The organism is Vibrio sp. 10N.239.312.C11 (assembly GCF_041466065.1).
In the GTDB taxonomy this organism is placed as follows: domain Bacteria; phylum Pseudomonadota; class Gammaproteobacteria; order Enterobacterales; family Vibrionaceae; genus Vibrio; species Vibrio tasmaniensis_A.
The window spans coordinates 42,969-66,978 of sequence record NZ_JBFSRZ010000026.1 but is presented as its reverse complement, the minus strand read 5'-3'; the positions used below and the strand labels follow the sequence as shown (position 1 = coordinate 66,978).

Annotated in this window: 22 protein-coding genes; 8 read left to right on the top strand and 14 right to left on the bottom strand. The window is 43.8% G+C overall.

The annotated features are described in order from the left end of the window. Positions 1 to 52 precede the first annotated feature (52 nt). From AB6D07_RS12945 to gmhB, 4 genes are all read right to left on the bottom strand, one after another. Complete coding sequence (locus AB6D07_RS12945) at positions 53 to 151, bottom strand: PTS transporter subunit EIIB (protein ID WP_017103896.1); 99 nt, start codon at positions 149 to 151, stop codon at positions 53 to 55. Positions 152 to 334: 183 nt separating this feature from the next. Beyond that, the gene (gene treR / locus AB6D07_RS12940; RefSeq protein WP_017103895.1) at positions 335 to 1,279 is read right to left on the bottom strand and encodes a trehalose operon repressor TreR; all 945 of its coding nucleotides are present in this window, start codon (positions 1,277 to 1,279) and stop codon (positions 335 to 337) included. 90 nt (positions 1,280 to 1,369) lie between these two features. Continuing rightward, positions 1,370 to 1,711, bottom strand: coding sequence for an MliC family protein (locus AB6D07_RS12935; protein ID WP_012604623.1), 342 nt, complete (start codon positions 1,709 to 1,711; stop codon positions 1,370 to 1,372). A gap of 63 nt (positions 1,712 to 1,774) precedes the next feature. Beyond that, positions 1,775 to 2,326, bottom strand: coding sequence for a D-glycero-beta-D-manno-heptose 1,7-bisphosphate 7-phosphatase (gene gmhB / locus AB6D07_RS12930; RefSeq protein WP_012604624.1), 552 nt, complete (start codon positions 2,324 to 2,326; stop codon positions 1,775 to 1,777). 240 nt (positions 2,327 to 2,566) lie between these two features. Between gmhB and metN the strand changes: the two genes are divergently transcribed. The 3 genes from metN to AB6D07_RS12915 all read left to right on the top strand — a co-directional run bounded on the left by metN (position 2,567) and on the right by AB6D07_RS12915 (position 5,150). Then, the gene (gene metN, locus AB6D07_RS12925) at positions 2,567 to 3,601 is read left to right on the top strand and encodes a methionine ABC transporter ATP-binding protein MetN (RefSeq protein ID WP_012604625.1); all 1,035 of its coding nucleotides are present in this window, start codon (positions 2,567 to 2,569) and stop codon (positions 3,599 to 3,601) included. Further along, complete coding sequence (locus AB6D07_RS12920) at positions 3,591 to 4,274, top strand: methionine ABC transporter permease (protein WP_009847449.1); 684 nt, start codon at positions 3,591 to 3,593, stop codon at positions 4,272 to 4,274. The genes metN and AB6D07_RS12920 overlap by 11 nt, the downstream gene beginning before the upstream one ends. A 66-nt stretch (positions 4,275 to 4,340) precedes the next feature. Beyond that, complete coding sequence (locus tag AB6D07_RS12915; RefSeq protein ID WP_009847450.1) at positions 4,341 to 5,150, top strand: MetQ/NlpA family lipoprotein; 810 nt, start codon at positions 4,341 to 4,343, stop codon at positions 5,148 to 5,150. 117 nt (positions 5,151 to 5,267) lie between these two features. Here AB6D07_RS12915 and AB6D07_RS12910 read toward each other — a convergent pair whose 3' ends face one another. Further along, positions 5,268 to 6,044 (bottom strand): Zn-ribbon-containing protein, encoded by a 777-nt coding sequence (locus tag AB6D07_RS12910; RefSeq protein WP_017099508.1) that lies wholly within the window; start codon positions 6,042 to 6,044, stop codon positions 5,268 to 5,270. A 4-nt stretch (positions 6,045 to 6,048) separates the two neighbouring features. Continuing rightward, positions 6,049 to 6,594 carry a SecY-interacting protein gene (gene syd / locus AB6D07_RS12905; RefSeq protein WP_009847453.1) on the bottom strand — a complete coding sequence of 182 codons (546 nt, stop codon included), beginning with the start codon at positions 6,592 to 6,594 and terminating at the stop codon, positions 6,049 to 6,051. A gap of 131 nt (positions 6,595 to 6,725) precedes the next feature. Here syd and queF point away from each other — a divergent pair, with 131 nt between their 5' ends. The 5 genes from queF (at position 6,726) to xni (ending at position 14,115) form a co-directional block, all read left to right on the top strand. Next, a complete protein-coding gene (gene queF / locus AB6D07_RS12900; protein ID WP_017099509.1) occupies positions 6,726 to 7,571 on the top strand; it encodes an NADPH-dependent 7-cyano-7-deazaguanine reductase QueF in 846 nt (281 codons plus the stop codon). A 57-nt stretch (positions 7,572 to 7,628) separates the two neighbouring features. Continuing rightward, positions 7,629 to 9,887 (top strand): lipopolysaccharide assembly protein LapB, encoded by a 2,259-nt coding sequence (locus AB6D07_RS12895; RefSeq protein ID WP_017103894.1) that lies wholly within the window; start codon positions 7,629 to 7,631, stop codon positions 9,885 to 9,887. 118 nt (positions 9,888 to 10,005) lie between these two features. After that, positions 10,006 to 11,571, top strand: coding sequence for a GGDEF domain-containing protein (locus tag AB6D07_RS12890; protein ID WP_012604633.1), 1,566 nt, complete (start codon positions 10,006 to 10,008; stop codon positions 11,569 to 11,571). Between the two features lie 261 nt (positions 11,572 to 11,832). After that, on the top strand, positions 11,833 to 13,200 hold the full coding sequence (ppnN, locus tag AB6D07_RS12885) for a nucleotide 5'-monophosphate nucleosidase PpnN (protein ID WP_017096796.1): 1,368 nt from the start codon (positions 11,833 to 11,835) through the stop codon (positions 13,198 to 13,200). Positions 13,201 to 13,341: 141 nt separating this feature from the next. Continuing rightward, entirely contained in the window at positions 13,342 to 14,115 is a 774-nt protein-coding gene (gene xni / locus AB6D07_RS12880) for a flap endonuclease Xni (protein WP_017103893.1), read from the top strand. Between the two features lie 201 nt (positions 14,116 to 14,316). Here the strand turns inward: xni and AB6D07_RS12875 are convergent, their stop codons facing one another. The 8 genes from AB6D07_RS12875 to pomA all read right to left on the bottom strand — a co-directional run bounded on the left by AB6D07_RS12875 (position 14,317) and on the right by pomA (position 24,005). Then, on the bottom strand, positions 14,317 to 16,347 hold the full coding sequence (locus tag AB6D07_RS12875) for a TonB-dependent receptor (RefSeq protein ID WP_017096795.1): 2,031 nt from the start codon (positions 16,345 to 16,347) through the stop codon (positions 14,317 to 14,319). A 450-nt stretch (positions 16,348 to 16,797) separates the two neighbouring features. Then, on the bottom strand, positions 16,798 to 17,889 hold the full coding sequence (gene rlmM / locus AB6D07_RS12870) for a 23S rRNA (cytidine(2498)-2'-O)-methyltransferase RlmM (RefSeq protein WP_029223102.1): 1,092 nt from the start codon (positions 17,887 to 17,889) through the stop codon (positions 16,798 to 16,800). Beyond that, positions 17,886 to 18,284: a DUF423 domain-containing protein gene (locus AB6D07_RS12865; protein ID WP_017069500.1), complete on the bottom strand. Its 399-nt coding sequence runs from the start codon at positions 18,282 to 18,284 to the stop codon at positions 17,886 to 17,888. The genes rlmM and AB6D07_RS12865 overlap by 4 nt, the downstream gene beginning before the upstream one ends. After that, on the bottom strand, positions 18,274 to 18,897 hold the full coding sequence (locus tag AB6D07_RS12860; RefSeq protein ID WP_029223101.1) for an alpha/beta fold hydrolase: 624 nt from the start codon (positions 18,895 to 18,897) through the stop codon (positions 18,274 to 18,276). The genes AB6D07_RS12865 and AB6D07_RS12860 overlap by 11 nt, the downstream gene beginning before the upstream one ends. Further along, complete coding sequence (locus AB6D07_RS12855) at positions 18,890 to 19,798, bottom strand: transcriptional regulator GcvA (protein WP_017063339.1); 909 nt, start codon at positions 19,796 to 19,798, stop codon at positions 18,890 to 18,892. The genes AB6D07_RS12860 and AB6D07_RS12855 overlap by 8 nt, the downstream gene beginning before the upstream one ends. 668 nt (positions 19,799 to 20,466) lie before the next feature. Then, positions 20,467 to 21,915, bottom strand: coding sequence for a tRNA uracil 4-sulfurtransferase ThiI (gene thiI, locus AB6D07_RS12850; RefSeq protein ID WP_009847462.1), 1,449 nt, complete (start codon positions 21,913 to 21,915; stop codon positions 20,467 to 20,469). A 366-nt stretch (positions 21,916 to 22,281) separates the two neighbouring features. Further along, entirely contained in the window at positions 22,282 to 23,229 is a 948-nt protein-coding gene (locus AB6D07_RS12845) for a flagellar motor protein MotB (protein ID WP_017103891.1), read from the bottom strand. An 11-nt stretch (positions 23,230 to 23,240) separates the two neighbouring features. Then, entirely contained in the window at positions 23,241 to 24,005 is a 765-nt protein-coding gene (gene pomA / locus AB6D07_RS12840; protein WP_009847464.1) for a flagellar motor protein PomA, read from the bottom strand. Positions 24,006 to 24,010 lie beyond the last annotated feature (5 nt).

Genomic DNA, 24,010 nt, shown 5'->3' with positions numbered 1-24,010 from the left:
CTTTGAAAAGCGAAATGTCGCTTAGCTAAGTGTCCAGTCTGACTGGAGCAGATCAGACACTCGCAATATTCTCTTTGCCACCGACTAACTCGATAAGACGCGCAACGTCTTGCTTCGCTATCTTACTCATACTACCCCACCCTGGTTTCATTCAATTACTCATCTAAACCATGCAGCGATAACCACTCGGATTTAGACTTATGGGAACATTCCCAATCACGGTTATTATAATGCCCACATGAATGATAAATTAAAATGGGAACAGTCCCATTAATTGAAAGAGATCACACTCTAATTTTAATCTAAGCGGTTCAATTTCGCTTGATTGAGTGGATTATAGAATAGGTGATTGAGTGTGATGAGAGATCTCTGCATTACCTAAAAGCTGAGAGATCAATAAATTAGCGGCCAACTTACCCGCAGATTGATACCCAGGATCAATACTAAATACTCGCGGGAACAAGAAAGAGAGAAGATCATTGCCACCAACACCGGTCACCACCACATCTTCACGTTGTAGTTCTTGCAGACGTTTGATTACACCAAGAGCCAATGTGTCACTGGCACAAACAAGTGCTTGAGTGGTAGGAGTCAGTACCTCATCCACCAGCTGATAAGCACTTTCATGATGAAGTTGACCAGTACGATAGTTGGCAATCACTCCAGCGCTTTCACACCAATCTAGATAGGCCTTAAGACGCAGTTCACCGGTTGATTTGTCGCTAGGATCAACGCCAATGAAGCCAACGTCAGAGATCCCCTGCTCTGCTAGATGCGTTAACGCACTATTGATCACCTGTTGGTTATCATAGTTAATCGACGTCACGTTCTCGGTATCCAGAGCAATCACCACCGCTTTGTGTTCCCAAGCTTCGATTGCAGGAATATCGCAGTCAGTAAAGCCAAACACAATGATGCCATCTACATTGCGCCGCTTGAGAACCTGAAGGTGCTCATTGGCTTTTTCTCTATCTAGCTGGCTTTCCATGATCACGACATCGTAATCCGCTCGATACAATTCGGCCAGCATCGTACTTACCGCTTTGTTTTCAGAGGGGGAATCCAGACGAGAGATGATGACACCGATGACTTTTTGACTGCCACCACGCATCGACTGCGCAGACTTCGAAGGCGTGTACCCAGATTCTTGAATGACTCTTTCCACCCTTTCACGGGTTTCAGGTTTTACTTTGGGATCATTGGTCAGAACGCGAGATACGGTAGACTTACCAACACCGGACAGCTTAGCAATATCGAGGATAGTGAGTTTTTTGCTCATAAAAAGTCTGACGTTAAAGGGAAGAGAAAGAAAAAGTGAGGGCGAACTCCCTCACTTAACTGTTTGTAAATCCTAGTCGATAACTATGACCTACTTTCGGCAGTTTTTATAGATAACACGACCAAGTTCTAGACGTGCATTGTCACCTTTAGTTCGTAAAGTTACGCTATTGATCAGTTCAGAGGTTCCATCATCTAAGATGTACTTCGTTCCTGAGCCTGCCGCTATTTGAGTGAGGCGATATTCATTCTCGGGTAAACGTAATACCGCTTTTTCATCACCAAGGTAAGCGACCTTAAATGAAGCGTCAGACTCACATTGATAAATCACGAATTGATCGTCCGATACTGCGCTCTCAGTCTCAGGAGCTGCTGATTTAGAGCATCCGAATAACGCTACCGTACATAGAGATGCTATCAACAATGCTTTCATACTGCGTTCCTCATCTTTATATAGTGAATAACACTTATATCTAAGTGAAAGAGACTTAGTGTCTTAACCTTTTAAGAATGCTGGTACATCTTTAATACTGTCAAGCACGACACTTGCAAGCGCTTCACCTTTTTCAGTGATTGGCTTACCGGTTCTTACCAGTACTTTAGTGCCAACACCCGCCGCTTCTGCAGCCATCATGTCTTCAGCTTTATCGCCGATCATGACCGAGTTAGCCATATCAATCTTCAGAAAGTCACGCGCAGAAATGAACATGCCTGGCTTTGGTTTACGACATTCACAATCTTGTTTGTAGTCACCAACACCGTGCTCAGCGTGGTGCGGGCAGTAATAAATACCATCTAGCTCAACGCCGTTATCAACAAAGTTCCAATCCATCCACTGCGTTAGAGAAAGAAAACGGTCTTCACTAAACATGCCGCGAGCAATACCAGATTGGTTGGTCACTAACACCAATAAATAACCCATATCTTTAAACGCTTTCGCCGCTTCAAACACACCATCGATGTATTCAAAGTCATGTTCATCATGTACGTAGCCGTGATCAACGTTAATCACACCATCACGATCTAAAAAAACAGCAGGTTTAGACAAAATTCAGTTCTCTATCAACTCTCTATTAATCATTAATTATTACACGCTTTATTTGCTTCATCACTATCTATTTAGTTTTGCGTTCGTTAACGATTTGTTTCTAGTTTAACTTCGCAACTCGCGTTTAGCCGTCTAGACGTAAAAATATCTATTGACTTAGATCATAGAACACCATAGCATCATCTGTAAATCGAGTGAGTCATCAATATATTATTCTGTTCTACCTGCACGGGTTTCTCTATGATTAAAGTGAATCAAGTCAATAAGGTTTTTTATCAAGGCACTAAAGAAATCAATGCCTTAATTGATATCAACCTCCACATTCCTCAAGGTCAAATCTTTGGAGTCATCGGCTCTTCAGGTGCAGGCAAAAGTACCCTTATCCGTTGTGTAAACATGTTGGAAGCTCCAACGTCAGGTGAAGTGATTGTTGACGGTATCGACCTGACAAAACTCAGCAAATCAGAACTTAGCGAAGCACGCCGTAACATCGGCATGATATTCCAACACTTCAATCTGCTGTCTTCTCGTACTGTATTTAACAATGTAGCACTGCCTTTAGAGCTTGCTGGTAAAGATAAAGCTGCGATTGAAGCGAAAGTGAGTGAACTACTTGAGCTTGTCGGCCTATCGGATAAGCGTGATACCTACCCTGCGAACTTAAGTGGTGGTCAAAAGCAGCGTGTCGCGATTGCTCGTGCGCTAGCTTCAGACCCGAAAGTACTACTGTGTGATGAAGCGACCAGTGCTCTGGATCCAGCAACGACTCAATCTATTCTTGAGCTGCTACGTGAAATCAACCGCAAGCTACACATCACGATCCTACTTATTACGCACGAGATGGACGTAGTTAAGAGCATTTGTCACGAAGTCGCGATCATTGGCGGTGGCGAGCTAGTAGAGAAAGGCACAGTTGGCGACATATTCGCACACCCTAAGACAGAGCTAGCACATCAGTTTATTCGCTCAACGCTAGACCTATCTATCCCTGAAGATTATCAAGCGCGTTTGCAAGAGACTCGTGTTAACAGTAGCTACCCATTAGTACGTCTTGAGTTTACTGGTGCAACGGTTGATGCTCCGCTGATGACGCAAATTGCTCGTAAATTCAATATCGATGTCAGCATCTTAAGCTCTGACCTCGATTACGCCGGCGGCGTGAAGTTCGGCATGATGGTCGCTGAGCTGTTCGGTAACGAAGCCGATGATAATGCTGCTATCCAATTCCTACGCGACAACAATGTAAAAGTAGAGGTGCTTGGTTATGTCCTTTAGTTTCAACGAGATTGCTGACTGGATCAGCCTTAACGGCAACCTTCTATTGGAAGCAACAGGCGAGACACTTTACATGGTTGCTGTTGCTGGCATCGTTGGTTTCGCTGTCGGTATCCCATTAGGCGTGATTCTACACACGACTAAAAAAGGTGGCCTGTTAGAGAACACCAAGCTAAACAAAATTCTTGGTGCGGTTGTGAACGTGGGCCGTTCTGTGCCTTTCTTAGTACTGATGGTAGCGATCATCCCTCTCACCAAGATGCTGATTGGTACCTTCATCGGTACAACCGCAGCGATTGTTCCGCTGACGATTGGTGCTATCCCATTCGTAGCTCGACTTATCGAGAGTGCACTACTTGAAGTACCAACAGGTCTAGTGGAAGCAGCTCAGTCAATGGGCGCAACACCAACACAAATCATCAATAAGGTTCTGCTTCCTGAAGCACTGCCTACTATCATCAACTCAGTGACGATTACGCTAGTGACTCTTGTGAGTTACTCGGCAATGGCCGGAACTGTGGGTGGTGGTGGCCTAGGTGATGTCGCGATTCGTTACGGATTTCACCGCTACGATGTGACCATTATGGCAGTGACAGTCGTCATGTTGATTGTGCTAGTACAAATTATTCAATCAATCGGTGATTCATTAGTTCGCCGCGTTGACCACAGATAACGACTTACAGACCAAAATCAAAGTCGTATGAACCAAATTAAATAGATTTATTAAAAGGAGATTATTATGAAATTTAACCTTAAAGGTTTACTTACTATTGCAGCAGCAGCTTCAGCGCTAGTACTAGCAGGTTGTGGTGATAAAGAAGTCGATACTTCTAAGATCAAAGTTGGCGTAATGGCAGGTGCAGAAGCACAAGTTGCTGAAGTAGCAGCTAAAGTCGCGAAAGAGCAATACGGCCTGGATGTTGAACTGGTCACTTTTACGGATTATGTAACGCCTAACGCAGCGCTAGATGATGGTTCTATCGACATCAATGCATTCCAACACACGCCGTACCTAGATCAGCAAGTTGCTGACCGTGGTTACAAGCTAACGGTTGCAGGTAACACTTTTGTTTACCCTATTGCAGGTTACTCTAAAGAAGTTAAATCGGTAGACGAAATCCAAGATGGTGCTCGTATCGCTGTACCAAACGATCCAACAAACCTAGGTCGTTCTCTACTGCTTCTTGAGCAGCAAGGTTTACTTGAACTTCGTGAAGGTGCAGGTCTTCTAGCTACCGTTCGTGACATCGTTGGTAACCCTAAGAACCTAACGATTGTTGAACTAGACGCAGCTCAACTGCCACGTTCTCTTGATGATGTGACGTTATCTATCATCAACACTACTTACGCGAGCTCTATCAACCTGACTCCACAAAAAGACGGCGTATTCGTTGAAGACAAAGATTCTCCATACGTGAACCTAATCGTTTCTCGTGAAGACAACCTAAATGCAGAAAACGTACAAAACTTCGTTAAAGCATATCAAACTGAAGAAGTGTACAACGCAGCTTCTGACATCTTCCAAGGTGGCGTAGTTAAAGGTTGGTAATCAGCTTAAATAGACACTTATAGATACCGAAAGGGGCTGACTCAATGTCAGCCCCTTTTTTAATGATGAAAGTTTGCTAGAAAGTAAAGCTTCTCAGGGTGAATCAAACGAAGTCGATTACTTGAGCTGATCCCAAGAAATGTTGGATACCAGACGGCAATCATCACACTTGAAATAGAAAATATCGTGGATTGGCGCATCTAACAGCCATTCACCACCACATTGTGGGCATTTGCGCTCTTTTTCATCTTTCAGGCTGATCCCACCGACACGATATAAGTAGTAGTAAGTTGGAATCTTAGTCAGAAATTCAATGCGCCCTCTTAGACCCCAACCGCGTTTAAACAACACACTCTTAGTATCACTGATCTCGGTTAGCGTTGCATGTTCAGCACGGCAACCACCACCCATTTGCACTTCATCACAGGCTTGCCATTCGGTCTGCCATTTCAGTACGGCTTTATGATCGCCATTAAATGTCGGCGGGTTACGATATAGTGGGATCGGCAACAAGCTATCGCCACTGCGCAGCGGCGAACAGGTATGTACGAATGTCGTGTATAACACCTGCCAACTTGGTGTTTCATCTTCGGCTACTTCTTCGGAGTTAAGATCTCGGCCAAGCAGACGCATCTTAGGCGCTAATAAACTCGCAGCAGATAAGCGCTCGAAACAGACTTTGACGAAGTCTGAATGATTACGTGGGTGTAAGCTATCTTGCTCCGGACACACAACGCGAACATAGAATTCACCGTCGCCCATCACGATTGGAAACTCACGACCTAACACTTGTCCGTTATAACGAAGTGCATCCATTAAGCCATTAACCGCCTTATCGACAGCGCTTACCGTTGTGTTATCAAAACACTCAAATTGAAGTTCTAGTACGTACATCTATTTATACCGCTGGTTGTAGCTTTTCTAAAAATTCTGCCAATGTCTCGGCTAGTACATCACGATTTTTGGTGCCTAAGCGCTCTAGGATCACGTTCCCCGTTAGGTTACAGATAGAGATAACATCCAGTTCAGCATCAGTCGCGGCAATGAAAACCGTTGGTTTTAGCTTCAAACGACGCTGAGTCACTAGGTGACCTAAGATGTTTTCTTGTAGGCATTCGAAATCTTCATCACTCCAAATCTGTAACAGAGTCAGTTCGTTACCATCAAAAGTCGCGTTCATATCCGCACTAAATTGTGCGCCGTAGAAAGTCTTAACATCTTCATGCAGAGTCAGCTCAATACCCGTTTCAACATTGGTGAAATCTGCGAATTGCTCACGTGGATAGTGTTTCCACAACACGGCATCACCACTCTTTTCTTCTACGCATGGCGATACGATGTCCACCAACTCCTCATTACGAGGTAAGCTTTGGTGTTGCTGCTGCCACGCGTCAACGTATCGCTGACTGAAAGAAAGTAGTGCGTCTTGAGCGCGTTGAGTCATGAAAATCTCCTAAACACAAAATAATAAATAGAATCCGAGCCCTTTCCGTGCCGATTAAGCGATGACTTAATGACAGGGTAATGGGGATTCAGTAAAATCGACCCCATTCTAATCGAATTTGAAACGAAAGTATGAGCAAATATTCTGACGCAAAAGAGCTAGCGGGTTTAACCCTAGGCCAAAAAACTGAGTACTCTAACCAATACGATGCAAGTTTATTGCAACCAGTACCTCGTAGCCTCAATCGTAATGATCTTGCGTTAAACGGCGAGCTGCCTTTTGTTGGTCATGATATTTGGACGATGTACGAGCTTTCGTGGCTAAACACCAATGGCTTACCACAAGTGGCTGTTGGTGAAGTGTTCATTCCGGCAACCAGCCAAAATTTGATTGAGTCAAAATCTTTCAAGCTGTACCTAAACAGCTACAACCAAACTCAGTTTGAAAACTGGGCTCAAGTCACTGAGCGTCTAACTCAAGATTTGTCAGCATGTGCAGGCGAATCTGTGATTGTGAATGTAAATTCAGTAACCGATTACACCAACCAACCTATCGTGACGATGGGAGGTGACTGTATCGACAATCAAGACATCCAAATCACCAGCTATGATTTTGAAGCGTCACTGCTTGAAGGGGCTGCTGGCGAGCAAGAAGTCGAAGAAACTCTACATAGCCACTTATTGAAGTCAAACTGCTTAATCACCAATCAACCGGATTGGGGCAGCGTAGAGATCGCATATTCCGGTAAGCAAATTGACCGTGAAGCTCTGCTACGCTATTTAGTTTCTTTCCGCGAGCATAACGAATTCCACGAACAATGTGTTGAGCGTATCTTCACTGACATCATGAAATACTGTGCACCATCGAAGCTAACCGTATTTGCACGTTACACGCGTCGTGGCGGTCTGGATATCAATCCATACCGTTCAACTGAGCAAGATAGACCAAGCCACAATAAGCGTATGGCTCGCCAATAATCGGCGTGAACCGCCCACACTTATTTGAACCTACAAAATCTTTAAAGGGACATTGAAATGCGTTGGTTATACGTTGTTAGTCTATTCATTTTAAGCTTAAGCACATCGGTTAATGCGTCTGTCTATTCGTCGGCGCTCCTCAATGAAGCCAATAACTTGGTTGAGATAGAACCGAGTCAAGCAAAACGAATGGCCAACAGCTACCTAACGCTACGTATCCTTTCAGATCAACGCGAGAAGAGCCCGTCAGCTATTTCTCGTGAAGAGGCCGACTCTTCGATTAGAACCCCAAACAGCAGTATCGATGCGTATAAGATCTTAGCGAAAGCAGAGTTTAATCTAGGCAACATTCGTATTGCGATTCAGCACATCGACAAAGCCTATGAGCTAGCAAAAACCTATAAGCTTGAGTATCTAAAGTTAGATTTGGAAATACTTAAAGTTAGGTTACTTTGGCTTACGGGCAGAAAATCTGCCCAAGCAGAATCAGAGCTAAAAAAAATAGAAACAAGCTTAGAGTCGGTTAATAAGACCTTACGCCTGACGGAAGGGATTACCTATCGCTTAATCATGTTGAAAGCCGACATTTCCTCTTATAACAACAACGTAGGGGAAGCAGAAAAACTCTATCAAGAAGCAAAAACTTACCTAGAACAGCGTCACTCGGAAAAAGTCGTCATTGATTACCACATCACCGTCGGCGAGTTTTATCTTACCCATAAAGAGTACAACCATGCACTATCTGAGTTATTGTACGGCTACTGGAAATCAGTAGAAGGTAACCTGAGTTCGCGCTTGGCTAAAGTAAACCGCCTACTTGCACAGCTTTTCTTTGAACGTCAAGTATTAGATAAAGCTCTAGAGCACCTGTCTCAAGCTGCTGACTTTTATGATAATTTTGAAAGCTCTCCCATATTAGCGCAAGTACTAAAAAAGATGGGTGATGTGTACTTCAATCAAGGCAAATATAACCTTGCCCTCGTGCACTTTTTCAATGTCCTTGACCATGAGAGTACAGACCGAGACATCTACCAAGTCATTGACATTCGTCTAAGTTTATCTGCGACTTACTTACGACTTTATAACTACCCTCTAGCCGAGCAATACCTAGCTCGAGCTCTTGAACTGCTGGAGTATTCCGACATTCCTAAATTGGAAGGTCGCGCTGCACTCTTATCCGCAGGTTTGGCATACCATCTACAAGAAAGCGAAGATGTAATTAAGCATGCGACACGTGCGCTCAAGATTTCGCGTCAGGTAGAAAACATGCGCCTGTCGCAACACTCCTACCACTTGCTCTCTTTAGGTTATGAGCAAGCAGGGCGTCCACAACAAGCGCTAGCAAATCTCAAGCAATACAATATCCTTGTCTCTTTGGAACAACAAAAACTCAACCGTGTTGGTGAAGACGCATTCCGCCAACAAAAAGAGTTTGCCGAGCAAACGCTCCACTATGCAGGTCAAGAACAAGAATTAGAGAAATACAAACTTGAGCACCATAAGTTCCAGAAAATATCGTTCGCCTTATTTTTGTTCAGCATTGTCTTGTTCTTCTTTGTGCTACGCCGAGGCTACATCATTCAAACCTTAGTCACGGAAATGGATTCACTGCGTACCGACCTATTTACACACTCACGCTCAAAGCTTCCAAATCTAAGAATGCTGAACGCGAAGCTATCAAATTCTCTAGAACAAACCAGCCAAAACTTCGAACAATGGCAACTTGGTGAGTTGATTCATGAACCACTCAACGACCGTTTACGCTTTGTGATGATAGATTTACCGTTCCTACGCAATATGTACACTCAGAACGGTTATAAAGCAGGTTTAGAGCTCGAAGATGCTTTCGGCGAGTTCCTTAAATCTAAGCTTGAAGGTCCTGCGCGCGTCTACCACTTCTCGGATGCGAACTTGCTTTACATCGAACCAAATGCTGACCGTGATACATCGCCTGAGGCTATGTTCAGAAAGATTCAATCTTGGATTAATCACTTCGAACCAGAGCGAAACATTAATCGAACCGTCCGCATGGGCATCGCTGACTACCCGTTCTTGCCACGCGCTTATACCGCGATTAACGACCAAGAACTCCTCGATGTACTATTAATGTCGACCAACCTGGCACGTGAAATCAGCCTCAAAGAACGCAGTAGCCAATGGGTTTACCTTAAAGCCATCGACAATGCCCCCGCAGCGAGCCTTGCAACGGGTAACATAAGAGAGGCTTGTAAACATGCGATTAATCAAGGGTTAATAAAGATACAATCCTCACACCAGAATGAGGACAATATCAAAAAAATGCTAAAAGATGACTGATTTGCGAGCGGTTAAACGTCGTAGGTCGTGACCTTATTTTTAGTTTTGTTATTATCAAGGTCACGGAATTTCATCTATATGATCGAGTGCGATCTACGCGGCGCTAATTAATACATCTATGGGCATTCTTGAAAAAGACATTCAGGCGCAACTCCACCAGCTGAAATATCAGTTGGATCAAGTCCGCTTGACGCAAAGAGATACCTCGTTCAAATTTATTCGAGAACAAAAAGTTCTCAAGCGTATCGTTACGTCTTTAAGTGATGCATGTGTTGGCAGCAACACTCATTTAGATGAAAATCTCATTGCCCTTAGGGAAGAGCTCGAAAAGCAAAAAGACATTAGCTCAATGATCCCCAAGTTGGCAGTATTAGAAAGGATGCTCAAGCAAAAAACGTTGGCTATGGATAAACAGAACGGATATCTGGATGATAGTATTAAGCACAGTGGGGAAACGCTGCAGCGTATAACTGGCCTTCCGGCACAGCTAAAGCGCGATCTAAGAAACTTACTTAGCTTCTCCGAGTGTCATGGCAGTCAAAAAGTCGACCATGCGATGAAGCTTCTCAGTATTTATGAGCGTGCCATTAAGATTATGGCAAACAACTCACGCACTCATTTTGCCGACGTAGATCAATCAACTGAACAAGAACTCCTTTCCGAACTATCAAACGAATTACAACACCTGATCACTGAACTCGACTTCGAGGGTGAATCGGGGGATCTACTGACCGATATTCGAGCGAAGCTACTACTTGGTGTTTCAACACAAAACCTACTTGAGCTAGCACTTCAGATCCTCAAACTGGTGATTGATGGCACGAGCCTAGAGCGTAAGCAGTCTGAACAATTTATAGAACAACTCAATTCCTCGCTCGCTTCTAGTATCAAAACAGCAGATCAAAACTCCGACCAGAGCCAAAGCTATTTTGAACATCGCCAAGGTCTTAATTCTGAGTTGAATGAACTTGTTACTAAGAGCCAAAGCTCTGTTGATAAAGCAACGGATATTGATAACTTAAAACTTTCGATAAACCCGCTGCTCAGTGAAATTGCCTCTCTTTCAGAAAGACTGAATCACGCAGAACAGAAAGAACAAGCTCTAATAGAAAGAATGAGCTACGGAAAAAACCAATTAGATTCGCTCTATGAAGTCACCCAAGATTACCGCAAGCGTCTAGAAGATCAGGCTCAGCGTATGCTGCTTGACCCTCTGACTAAGATCTACAACCGTACCGCCTTCACCGATCGTTTAGAGTTAGAATATCGTCGCTGGATTCGCGCACAACACTCACTAAGAGTCGTGCTGCTAGATATCGATAACTTCAAAGCAATTAACGATAGCTTTGGCTATACCGCTGGTGACAAAGCACTCAAGATCATCGCAAGAGCGATCACCAAAGAAATTGGTACTACCGATACTGTCGCTCGCTTTTCTGGTGAAGAGTTCATCTTGCTACTTCCCGAGCAAAGCGATGAATATTGCCATCAAGTGACTCAAAGCATCCAGAATCAAGTCAGCCGCTTACCTTTCAAATTCCGTGACCAACAAATCACAATTACCTTGTGCGCGGCAAGTACTCCGTTTAAAGAGTCAGACACACCTGAAGAAGTATTAGAACGACTCAATAAAACACTAAACAAAGCCAAACAGCGCGGTAACAACCAACTTGTTTGGGACTAAGACAGCCCGAGATTTAATTTATTTCATTTTTTCAAATACTTATCACATACCATATCCCTCAATGTTTGCTAAGCTAATGATTAACATTCGCTTAACAAGCATTCTTGGCAAGCATGCTGTATTTAAAAGAGCAACGCTGTCGTAATCGTTTCGTCTGGTTAATTCTCTCGCCTTTAACCAAACACTTTCAACGTTAGCTTCTCATCTCGAACTAAAGGGCTACTTCCAACGTCCCCTAGTTCCTTTCAACAAGGAGGCACTATGATCACTCATATCAGCCCTGCCGGTAGCATGGATTTACTCTCTCAACTTGAAGTTGAGCGTCTTAAAAAAACCGCATCTAGTGATCTGTACCAGCTTTATCGTAACTGTACGTTAGCGGTACTCAACTCGGGTAGCCACACCGACAACTCCAAAGAATTACTCGACAAGTACCTGTCATTCGATGTTGAGGTGGTGCGTCGTGAGCGCGGGATCAAGCTTGAACTGAGCAACCCACCAGAGCATGCCTTTGTCGATGGTGAAATCATCAAGGGTATCCAAGAACACTTATTCTCAGTGTTGCGCGACATTGTCTACGTCAACATGCACCTTGCAGATAACCAAAGACTCAACCTGACCAATGCCACTCATATTACCAACCTTGTATTTGGCATTTTGAGAAATGCAGGCGCACTTACGCCAGGTATCGAACCTAACCTGATCGTGTGCTGGGGTGGTCATTCAATTAATGCAACTGAATACCAATACACTCGCGAAGTGGGGAATGAACTTGGCCTGCGTGAGCTGAATATCTGTACCGGTTGTGGACCGGGGGCAATGGAAGGGCCAATGAAAGGGGCTGCCATTGGTCACGCTAAACAGCGCTATACAGACCACCGTTACTTAGGGCTAACTGAACCATCAATCATTGCGGCTGAGCCACCAAACCCAATCGTGAATGAACTGGTGATCATGCCAGATATCGAAAAGCGTCTTGAAGCCTTCGTGCGTATGGCCCATGGCATCATTATTTTCCCTGGAGGCCCCGGCACTGCCGAAGAGCTGCTGTATATATTAGGGATCATGATGCACCCTAATAACGTCGACCAACCCATGCCGATTGTTTTAACAGGCTCAAAAGAGAGTGAAGCTTACTTCCGTTCGATTGATAAGTTCATCGGCGAAACCTTAGGGCCTGATGCGCAGAAACACTATGAGATCGTGATTGATGACCCAGCACGCGCTGCGAAAATCATGAAGCAGGCAATGCCAGATGTACGCTCTCACCGTAAAGAGACTGGCGATGCTTACAGCTACAACTGGTCACTGCATATTGAACCTGAGTTCCAACTGCCATTCGACCCTACGCATGAATCTATGGCGGCGCTTGATCTGCATATGGATCAGAAAACAGAAAGCCTTGCAGCTAATCTGCGTAAAGCCTTCTCAGGAATTGTGGCAGGTAACGTCAAAGCTGAAGGTATTTTGGAGATAGAGAAACATGGCCCCTTCCTGATTGATGGCGACAAAGAGCTGATGACAAAAATGGACCAGCTGCTAAATGACTTTGTTGAACAGCATCGAATGAAACTGCCGGGCGGCACTGACTATGTACCTTGCTATAAAATTATGCCTAGCAGCGAATAACGGCAAGTAACTGATAACAAGCCACAAGCATAAAGTTAAACAAGTCATGACGTTTACGTCACCAAAGTTTCAACTCACCAAGTGATACGTTACTATAAGGGGCTAGCAGCCCCTTATTTATTGCCTATTTAGTGGAAACTTATGTCTATCCATCTTGTTATTATCGATGCCTTGAACCTCATCCGACGCGTGCACTCTGTTCAGCCGGACCCAACCGATATTGCAAGAACCATCACCACGACTGCTCGTACTCTTAATCGCATCCTAAACGAATCAAAGCCCACTCATATCATTGCAGTATTTGATCATCATTTACAAGATCGAGGTTGGCGCGCGGAAGTCCTTCCCGCTTATAAGCAAAACCGTAAGCCGATGCCAGAACCATTGATGAAAGGTCTCGATGCGATTCAACAAGCTTGGTGGGAATTAGGGATTGATTCACTGCTGTCTGATGGCGATGAAGCGGATGATCTCGTCGCAACATTGGCAAAGAAAGTCGCTGACCACGGAGAAACCGTCACTATCATTTCCACGGATAAGGGCTACTGCCAACTGTTGTCACCAACGCTTCAGATCCGTGATTATTTCCAGCACCGTTGGTTAGATAAGCCCTTTATCGAAGCGGAATTTGGTGTAAAGCCAGAGCAACTGGCAGATTACTGGGGATTAACGGGCGTCAGCTCAAGCCAAGTCCCCGGAATTCCTGGTATAGGGCCAAAAGCAGCCAAAGAGATATTAACGACATACCCTGATATCGAAACAGCATTCCTAGCTGAAGACTTACCGAAAAAGTATCGTAAGAAATTCGATGAGCATATCGAGTCGGCTCGCGTATGTAAGCTCGTTTCTGCACTCAAAACAGACATCGATTTAAGTTTTAATCTGCAAGATATTCGCTACGAAGCTGTATCTTAATCCGACGTTACAAATTTAGTCATTAAAAGCTAACCGTTAGAAATAGATCGCTTATAAATCAACAAATTAGAAACTCAATCATTAGAAAGCAGAAAAGCCTTAGTCTGAACTAAGGCTTTTTTGTTGTTTCATTTTAAGACGAAACATTGCACTTATACTGATAAGTCTCTATTTCTAGAGTAACTTTCAGCTAAGAGCAGATTAGAAGCTATAAGCGATAGAAGCTTTAAAGTTACGACCCGCTTCATAGCTGGTGTACTTTTCTGAACCCCAAGAGATACCAAAACCAGTATGCTCAGCGTACTTCTTATCAAGCAGGTTATCGATACCAAGGTTCATCTCTAGGTCTTTAGCAAACGTCGGTGTGTAAGCCGCCCAAATGTTGTGCGTTGCGAAGCCTGAGCGTTTGATCTCTTTGCCTTTTTCGTTCTCGTAATCGTTCCCCGGAACAAAGCGTGAATCCCAACCAAACACAAATTCATTGTTTAGGCTGTAGTTAAAACCGGCCTTAAAGTTATGAATACCGGTTTTATTCATGTGGCTTGTCTTGCCATTTTTCAGGCTCTTTTGCTCGCCATCAGAGTAAGAGTGGTTAGCGTAAACACTTAACGCGTCTAACTGATAGCTCAATACAGTCTCTACACCCCAAACTTCAACATCATACTTATTCGATAATGTTGCGTTGTTCTTAGTTGGGTGCATTTGGTTATCAAGGTCATAAGTATAAGCCGTGAAACCTAGAATCGCGTAATCAGCCGCAAGCAAACGTGTTAGCTCGTAATCAAAACCAGCTTCGTAGTTATTACCCGTCATCGCCTTAGTATCAGACTGCTTAACTTTGCTTGGTGCTTTCATCGTCAGCGTTTCTGGTAGTGACGCACCTTTAAACAGACGACCGTAACCCACACGAAGTTTTAGGTTTTCCGTTGTTTGGTATTCACCTTTGAACTTTGGAGATAGCTGATCAAACTCGCCCTTATACACGCCACCCAGTTTATGAACGTCGTAACGAAGACCCGTTGTTAAACGGAAGTCGCTGAATTCGTACATATCTTGTAGATACAGACCGTAAGCCGTCACCGTACCACCATCCATGCTGTAGTTCTCGGTTTGACCTTGCTTAGTACCGCTTAGATATACGCCTTGACCAGCATCAATCCATTGCTTGGCTTTGTAGCCCTCAAGACCATAAGTAAGCTCATGCTCACCAACCCAAGAAACGTTACGAATGTCACCACCAATGGTTGTTACATTGTATTCACGCTTAGGGTAAGACATTTTGCCATCTTTGAACCATTTACCTGCCGGTGTTTTGCCCCAAGCGGTACCTTCAAGAGCATCACGATCCATGTATTGACGGTTGTAGTAAACATTACTTTTCAGATGAACTAGATCACTACCTGCATCGTATTCGTGCTGTAGCGTCACTGTATCGCGATTAAGCGAATGATAGTCGTGTTTATCGTCAGCATACAGAGCACCCGCCTTTTCGCCAGAAAGCTGACGCGTACCACCATCACTGTATCGGTTGAAAGTCAGTTTAAATTCATTGGCATCATTAGGAATGAAAACAACTTTAGCCAAACCCGACTTAAGCTCACCCTGCTTAGAGGTTACCGCTTCTTGATCAGGAATGTGCAGATCGCCATCTTCTGAATAGTTCGCAATACCCATGAACTCTAGCTTGTCGTTCACTTTTGCATACACAGCAACGTTGGTTGCAAAACGCTCATAAGCTGTTTGATAGCTTGTTTTTACTCGAGCACCAACGCTTTCACCCGGCTTAAGAAGATCGCTTGGGTCTTTCGTTTCGTAGCTAAATGAACCATTGATAGCACCAGAACCTGACAGTGCAGAGTTACCACCTAATTCAATTTCAGCTCTTTTTAGCATTGCAGGATCAATCGCTTGGTCACCAGAGTGGTGGAAAAGCTGACCTTCTTGTCGCGCACCATCAATAGTCACTACGGCAAATTTGTCTTCCATACCACGTACAAATACTTTGCGAGAGTAACGTGCGTTCCCGTCAACCGTAACGCTAGGCATAGTATTCAAAACATCTTTGATGTCTGATGCTTGCTTCTTTTCCAGTGTGTCAGAGTTGATTTCAGTCTGAATCAATTGGTCAAGGGCAGAACCGATAACGACTACGGTTTCTGGTTCGTCGGCAGCAAATGCTGTAAATGAGGTTAAGGCAACCGTAACGGCTACTGATAGTGCTTTAAGTTTCATAATGCGACTTATATTTTATAGATTTAAGTGAAAGTGCACGAATGGTACACGACACTAATTACAATGTTAATAGTAATAGTTATCATTTACATTCTTTACTTACATTTACTTACTTATAATAAAATACAATTTGATTAGGATGTTCTTGCTGTAATTTACTGCTGAATTTTAAATAAACCCTTCTTCGTTTCATCGCTGAACTAGGTAGCCGTAAGTATCGATAGCTTACGGCTTTTTTGTCTCATATCGACACTAATAGTCGACAATTCGACGACTATCAACCAAGTTGAATTAGTCATATTTACACTTAAATATGACTAAAAAACGCACATAGACCAACCTTTCTAAACTATCAGTACGAAGCGATAATCAAGCTCATAAACAAACTTAAGATATAAAAAATGCCCCTAAAGGAGCATTTTATTTATCACTGACACACTAACGTAAATATTAGTACGGTGAGATATTCGAAAGCGACTGAATATGAACCGTGATCTCTTCGCGATCGTGGTAAAGGTGCTTCGCCTGCATCTTGAACTTCACTTTGTTATCAATCAGGAACTGCTTTAGGTTTTCGATATCCTGCAGAACTTCATCGTAACGGCCTTTCATTGGCAGTTTAAGGTTGAACAGTGCTTCTTTCGCCCAGCCTTTGATGATCCACTCACCCATAAGGTGTGCAACACGAGCTGGCTTCTCAACCATGTCACAGATAATCCAAGTGACGTTCTTACGGTCAGGTTCGAATTTAAAGCCATCCACCATGTGGTGCTTAATTTGACCCGTTTCCATCAGGCTATCTGCCATCATGCCGTTATCAACACAGTGAACAAACATAGAGCGCTTAACCAATTGGTAAGTCCAACCACCTGGACACGCGCCTAAATCTACGCCCCACATACCCGGAGCCAGACGTTCGTCCCACTCATCACGAGGGATGAATACGTGGAATGCTTCTTCTAACTTCAATGTAGAACGGCTTGGCGCATCTGATGGGAATTTCAAACGAGGAATGCCCATGAAGAACTGTGAATTGTTGGTTGGGTAAGAGTAACCAACAAAGCAGTGACCCGGAGCGATGAAGCATAAATGAAGCACAGGCTTCTTAACGTTATCTTTCGCTGTCATCAGACCTTTACCACGCATAGCTTGACGCATCGGCACGGTAAATTTACGGCAGAACTTCAAAAGCTCTTTCGCTTCATTGGTGTCTGGAGTTTCAATACGGATATCGCCACAACGTGGGAAACCTTCTTTCTCAGAAAGCGCCTCAAGAATTGGAGAAATACGATCATCAGTCGGCAGATCTTTGATTTCAACCGCTACCGCGATCATTTGACGAGCAAAGATCAACGATTGGAAATCGATCTCTTTTACTAGTTTATCGGCTTCGCCTGCTTGATAACATTCAAACAATACAAAGCCTGTATTGTTCTTTAAGCGAGGAAAACCAAACACTTCCAGTTGTGTTGCCTTGTCTTGAATTTCGCCAGCACATTCTTTTTCAAAACCAGAGCGACAATAAAGTAGTACGTGTTTCACTGAGTTACCTCTTTTATATTCAAAGCAGCGAAGGAGAAGACTCCCCAACCAATGATAAATAGTAGACCACCAAACGGTGTTATAGGGCCAAACCATTTTATTCCTGTCAGTGCTAAGCCATAAAGGCTGCCACTAAAACAAAGGATGCCGATGATAAAGCAAATTGCCGCAATGAAAAAATATTTTTGTGATTTAGCACCAAGTTTCATCTGTAGCAGAGCACCACACGCCAATATTGCTAGTGTATGGATAAACTGGTACTGAACACCTGTCTCAAACACGCCTAGCAGATACTCTGGCAAGACAGCTTTTAACCCGTGAGCAGCGAAGGCACCTAGCATTACGGCTATTGCGCCAGAGATACCTGCAAAAGTGAGTAAATACTTACTTCTCATTAAGTACCTCTTTGATAAACGCCGATAGTTTCTCAACGGTTAACGCTATGTTCTGCTGTTCGGTGTAACCCGAACTCTTACGAGGCTTAAAGCTGTGATCGCCATCAGGAATAAACTCAACACGAATTGAATCCGACAGGTCGAAATCAGCAAACTCTTCTAGCTTACCAAAGGTATCGCGTTCACCCTGCAGAATAAGGCATGGCTTTGCTAACTCAGCTAAGTGCTCCCCTTTGTATTTCTCGGGTTTACCTGGAGGATGGAAAGGAAAGCCTAAACAGGCCATTGCTGCCACCTTATCCACTTCAGACAAATGGCTCGCCATACGTCCTCCCATCGACTTACCGCCAATAACAAGCTTATCGACATCTACCTGTCCGATAATCTCTTGGTAAGCTTCGAGCAGTTTAGGGGCTCGATCAGGTGGACGACGCTTACCATCTTCAGCACGCTTGATCATGTAAGGGAAATTAAAACGAATCACTCGTATCCCTTTAAACGCCAACCCTTTTGCTACCGACTGCATGAATTCATGATCCATGCCTGCGCCAGCACCATGTGCAAAGATAAAAGTTATTGGGTTGTCTTCACCATCAATGATGAGGTTATTCATCAAGTAAGTCCTCTTGTTCACTTTGCGCTTTCGCCAACATCCAATCACGGAAAGTCGCAATACGCCCCATGTCAGCTTGTTTCTCATGACACACCACATAGAAGGCGTTCTTACTTACCAACACTTCATCAAAAGGTGCAATCAAACGACCTGCTTCGATTTCAGGTTGCGCCAACACATTGTTACCCAAAGCAATACCTTGCCCGTGAGCGGCCGCCTGCAACACCATGGTTGAGTGACTGAAGATAGGACCATGGTTAACGTTAACCCCATCGATGCCATTTTGCTTGGCAAACTGTTTCCAATCCTTTCGAGATGTATCATGTAATAGCGTATGACATGCCAAATCACTGAGAGATTCTAAAGGTTTAGCTCCTAGCAGCACGGAAGGTGAGCAAAGAGGGATCAAATATTCTTGGTAAAGCTTATCGGCTCTGAGCCCCGACCAATTCCCTCGGCCATAGTAAATAGCCACGTCTACATCATCGGTCAACGAGCCTTCATCCATATCAACGGCTTTGATTCTTACATCAATATCAGGTTCTTGCTGATTAAAGTCAGCGAGTCTTGGTACTAACCATTGAATAGCAAAACTCGGCGGCAAACTGATGGTCAATGCGCCCTTCTCACTTCGCTCAAGAACTTTGTCTGTCGCTTCTGCCAGTGATGTAAAAATATCTTTGATATCCAAGAAGTAGCTTTGGCCTTCTTCCGTCAGCAACAAAGAGCGGTTTCTTCGACGAAACAGCTTCAAAGATAAGAATTCTTCAAGCGCTTTGATCTGATGACTGACCGCGGCTTGAGTAACAAACAACTCTTCTGCGGCACGCGTAAAACTCAAGTGTCGAGCAGCAGCTTCAAACACTCTTAGTGAGTTTAATGGGGGTAATCGACGAGACATAGTTACTCTCTAAATAAGCATTAGTTTTTTTTATCTGAAACATTATAATTTGTCCATTGCCTAGCGGCCAGAGAAATTCTATATTTCATCCCGCAGCAGCTAGCCTGAACGGCTTGATTCTCTCTAGAATCAATTGGTTTAGCTCCTGCGATGTTGTGTTTGCAAACTCGTTCTTTTCGAGTTGGGTAGAGTTCTACCAAATGTTTTGTTGCAGTTCCATACTGAAACGAGGCATGTACTTCCTGTATTTATTTTGACCTGTCTGTCAAATTTGTTTACACCGCCTTATGGGCGGTGTTTTTTTATGTCCAAAGAAAAGTAACAATAAGTTTATCAATAGCTGTGCTAATTAATCTTTATTATTTTTCATCGCTAATCACAGAATCAGACACCCACTCAAATAAACAACTGAACACATACAAATAGCACCATTGAGTTGCACTAAAAAGTAACAGAATACTTCAAGATACTCACACTTCTTCAGTACTTATAGACCCGTTTAGAGCTCACCAGTTCTATCAATCAAAAACTTCAAAGCTGAGCATGACGATAGCACGTCCAAACGCATGCCTCTTTCTACTGTCAATCCTTCATCATAGACAATAAAAAAGCCGCTTACTTTTCAGTAAACGGCTTTGCAAAATTATTAACGGTTGGTCAACACACCACTATGGACGGTAAACCTTAACGTTGTGGAAGCCTTGCTCTTGCAAGTAAAGCGCTTGCAGACGGCTCATGACACCACGGTCACAGTACAACAAGTACTCTTTCGATTGGTCTAGGTCACCAAACTGAGTTGAAAGCTTGAAGAACGGGATGTGTTTGATTTCAACACCATCGATCTCTAGCGGGCTTTCGTCTTCTTCGTCTGGGCTACGGATATCAAGAACGACAGCGTGCTCAGCAACGGCTTGAACTTGCTCCACTTCTGGTGCCTGTTCTTGGCTCTCTTTCTCGATATCACGGATATCCATAATACGAGCATTCTCGATCACTTGCTCTAGCACTTCGAAGTTAAACTTAGCTTCTTCCGCTTCTAGTTTGCCTTTCTTCGCTTTCACGGTTGGCTTCTTAGAGATAACACCACAATACTCAGGCATTACTTTAGCGAAGTCTTCAGTACCAATCTTGCGAGACAGGTCGATGATATCTTCTTTGTCCCAGTTGATCAGTGGACGAAGGATCAAAGTGTCCGTCACGTTGTCGATATGACGCAGGTTAGTTAGCGTTTGGCTAGAAACCTGACCAAGAGCTTCACCCGTTACTAGTGCTTCGATACCGAAACGCTCTGCAACCATACCACCAGCACGCATGAACATACGCTTAAGAACAACGCCCATTTGGCCGTCTTCAACGTTCTCAAGGATCTCTGCAACTACAGGTTCAAAATCAATAGAGATGAACTTCACCTTTGCAGATGAACCGTATTTATCCCATAGATAGTGAGAAACTTGCTTAACACCAATCTCGTGAGCAGGGCCACCAAGATTGAAGAAGCAGTAATGCACTTTAGAACCACGTTTGATGTGTAAGTAGCTTGAAACACCAGAATCAAAGCCACCAGAGATCAAGCTAAGCAGATCTTCTTGAGTACCAAGAGGGAAACCACCTAGGCCTTTATGACGTTCAATAACTTGGTTTAGCTTATCGTTCTCGACTTCAACTTTAACGGTAATATCTGGATTTTTCAGTTTTACTTTTGCTGATTCAACCGCTTGGTTTAGACCGCCGCCTACGTAGCGTTCTAGCTCGATAGAAGTAAAGTCATGCTTACCACGACGCTTAGCACGTACAGAGAAAGTCTTACCTTCAATAAGAGCACCGCTACGCTCAAGAACTTGCTCGTAAATATTGTGCAGGTCTTTAAATTCTGATTGCTGAACTTCAAGGGAGTGATGAATACCCGGAGTTTGCGTCAATACTTCAAGTGTTTCTTTAAAATATTTGTCGCTCTCAGACGTCACTTCGATATGGTCACGACGATTGAAGACAGCCACAGACTCAGTACGACGCTGAAGAATAGTACGAATATTACGTTCTAGAATCTTTGTGAAGCGCTTACGCACCGATTCACTTTTTACAAAAATTTCCGGGTGGGGCTTAACAATAAATTTCATAGTACTTTCACGCCAATAAGGTTCACAATTTTAATAGGTTCATCACCACGTAAAAGGTCATTTCACATAGTTATTGAAGCAATAATAGATCAATATTAAATCTAAGGGCGCGAATTATACATGAGAAAATCAAACAAGGAAAAGAGTGCGTGCTTTGGTGCCATTAATAAACTCACCTTAGTGACAAACTATCGTCTCGATTTCATCCAAGCTCATTTATCCATATCTTCTCTTCTCTTCTCTTCTCTTCTCTTCTCTTCTCTTCTCTTCTCTTACTAGCTTGGTACAAACCCTTTTGTGTATCAGACAAAGAAAAAGCCCAATCTACGACAGATTGAGCTTTGGGATGCATATTCTTGGTAAATACTATTCAGTGATTACTGGGACTTCTTCACTGTAAAGCGGTTCGCCCTGCATAATACTGATTTCAACACGACGGTTTAAGCTACGTTGCCATTCAGTATCGTTCGGCTCTACTGGCTCAGTATCAGCCATACCACGCACTCTTAAGCGTTGATGAGAGAAACCACGGACCTTTTCCATCTCTTGAGCCACAGACACCGCACGCTGCGATGATAAGTCCCAATTAGAACGGTAAAGCTCAGAATCAAGACGTTGATTATCAGTATGCCCAGAGATTCGGACAATGCCCGGAACATCTTTCACTAACTCGGCAACTTGTCTCACCAAAGGTCGGAACTTAGGCTGTAGGAAAGCGGATCCTGATGGGAATGCACCCTTCTCGCGAATTCGAATCACAATTTGCTGGCCAAGGTTTTCCACCTCAATCGCGCCTTGGTCGATCTCTCGCTCCAACGCCTTCTTGATGCTCTCCATCAAGGTTTCCATCTCTTGAGACTGTTCTTGAGCTTGCTGTTGCTGCTGATCTGATTCTGAATTTTGGTTGTTGTGCGCAGAAACCTCTGCTGATTTACCCCCCGTCATCTTGCCCTGATCACGCATCGTACCGCCAGCACGCTCAAATTCCCCTTCATGAAACTCTAGAGTTTGCTGCGTAATATCAATGGTTTGCTGCATGATTACATCAATAGGCGTCGGTTCTGGGCGACCAGGACGAAACTCCTGCGCAATAATGCTGGTACCTTTAGGAATGTCTTTCACTTCCAAGCGGTTTTGTACACCAAACGCGAATTTCATTGAGCCTGCGATCTGTTTAAATTTCAGTACGTCCATCTCAGAGAATGAAAGCAGCAGTACAAAGAAACACATCAACAATGACATCAAGTCAGCAAATGTTCCCATCCATTGTGGCAAACCCGGAGGGGGACATTTACATGGATTTTCTTCATCCATTTTTATTCCCCTTAAGCCATTTCACCATCAATCGTACGTTTACCTTCGTTAAGGTAACTCTTCAGGTAACCGTCAATAACTCGTGGGTTTTGACCATCTTGAATCGCGAGTACGCCATCCATCACCAAACGACGATTCAGTGTCTCTTGGTCACGACGTAGAGCAAGTTTGTCCGCGATAGGGAAGAACACCATGTTCGAAAGAATTGCACCATATAGAGTGGTTAAAAGTGCAACCGCCATCGCCGGCCCGATCGCTTTTGGATCATCCATGTTCGAAAGCATGGCAACCAAACCAACCAAGGTACCAATCATACCCATTGCGGGTGCAACATCACCAAAAGCTGTAAATACTTTAGCGCCCTGTTCGTGACGTTCTGTGGTTAACGCGATGTCTTTTTGCAGTGCTGCACGCACTACATCACCATCATGGCCATCAACCAATAGGTCGATACCCTTTTGCATGAAACTGTTGCTGATTTCCATCTCTTCAAGTGCTAAGAAACCGCCTTTACGCGCGGCATCCGCCATCTCTACGACTTTAGCAATAAGATCTTCTGGCTCATCGGCTTTAAACATAAATGCTTTACCGGCAATTTTTGCCGCACCAAAGAACTGTCCCATGGTGAATTTCATTAGAACAACAAACGTTGAACCACCAATCACGATCAAAACGGATGTCGTGTCATAGAACATCCCGAGGCTTCCACCTAGGATCATTGCCATAATTACGAAGGCAAATCCACCAATCAAACCTATTAGGGTTGCTAAATCCACTGAGC

Excerpts from the sequence above, each read along its gene's own strand:
- AB6D07_RS12945 (WP_017103896.1), bottom strand. The coding sequence starts at position 151 with ATGAAACCAGGGTGGGGTAGTATGAGTAAGATAGCGAAGCAAGACGTT.
- treR (WP_017103895.1), bottom strand. The coding sequence starts at position 1,279 with ATGAGCAAAAAACTCACTATCCTCGATATTGCTAAGCTGTCCGGTGTT.
- AB6D07_RS12935 (WP_012604623.1), bottom strand. The coding sequence starts at position 1,711 with ATGAAAGCATTGTTGATAGCATCTCTATGTACGGTAGCGTTATTCGGA.
- metN (WP_012604625.1), top strand. The coding sequence starts at position 2,567 with ATGATTAAAGTGAATCAAGTCAATAAGGTTTTTTATCAAGGCACTAAA.
- AB6D07_RS12920 (WP_009847449.1), top strand. The coding sequence starts at position 3,591 with ATGTCCTTTAGTTTCAACGAGATTGCTGACTGGATCAGCCTTAACGGC.
- AB6D07_RS12915 (WP_009847450.1), top strand. The coding sequence starts at position 4,341 with ATGAAATTTAACCTTAAAGGTTTACTTACTATTGCAGCAGCAGCTTCA.
- AB6D07_RS12910 (WP_017099508.1), bottom strand. The coding sequence starts at position 6,044 with ATGTACGTACTAGAACTTCAATTTGAGTGTTTTGATAACACAACGGTA.
- syd (WP_009847453.1), bottom strand. The coding sequence starts at position 6,594 with ATGACTCAACGCGCTCAAGACGCACTACTTTCTTTCAGTCAGCGATAC.
- queF (WP_017099509.1), top strand. The coding sequence starts at position 6,726 with ATGAGCAAATATTCTGACGCAAAAGAGCTAGCGGGTTTAACCCTAGGC.
- AB6D07_RS12895 (WP_017103894.1), top strand. The coding sequence starts at position 7,629 with ATGCGTTGGTTATACGTTGTTAGTCTATTCATTTTAAGCTTAAGCACA.
- AB6D07_RS12890 (WP_012604633.1), top strand. The coding sequence starts at position 10,006 with ATGGGCATTCTTGAAAAAGACATTCAGGCGCAACTCCACCAGCTGAAA.
- ppnN (WP_017096796.1), top strand. The coding sequence starts at position 11,833 with ATGATCACTCATATCAGCCCTGCCGGTAGCATGGATTTACTCTCTCAA.
- xni (WP_017103893.1), top strand. The coding sequence starts at position 13,342 with ATGTCTATCCATCTTGTTATTATCGATGCCTTGAACCTCATCCGACGC.
- AB6D07_RS12875 (WP_017096795.1), bottom strand. The coding sequence starts at position 16,347 with ATGAAACTTAAAGCACTATCAGTAGCCGTTACGGTTGCCTTAACCTCA.
- AB6D07_RS12865 (WP_017069500.1), bottom strand. The coding sequence starts at position 18,284 with ATGAGAAGTAAGTATTTACTCACTTTTGCAGGTATCTCTGGCGCAATA.
- AB6D07_RS12860 (WP_029223101.1), bottom strand. The coding sequence starts at position 18,897 with ATGAATAACCTCATCATTGATGGTGAAGACAACCCAATAACTTTTATC.
- AB6D07_RS12855 (WP_017063339.1), bottom strand. The coding sequence starts at position 19,798 with ATGTCTCGTCGATTACCCCCATTAAACTCACTAAGAGTGTTTGAAGCT.
- thiI (WP_009847462.1), bottom strand. The coding sequence starts at position 21,915 with ATGAAATTTATTGTTAAGCCCCACCCGGAAATTTTTGTAAAAAGTGAA.
- AB6D07_RS12845 (WP_017103891.1), bottom strand. The coding sequence starts at position 23,229 with ATGGATGAAGAAAATCCATGTAAATGTCCCCCTCCGGGTTTGCCACAA.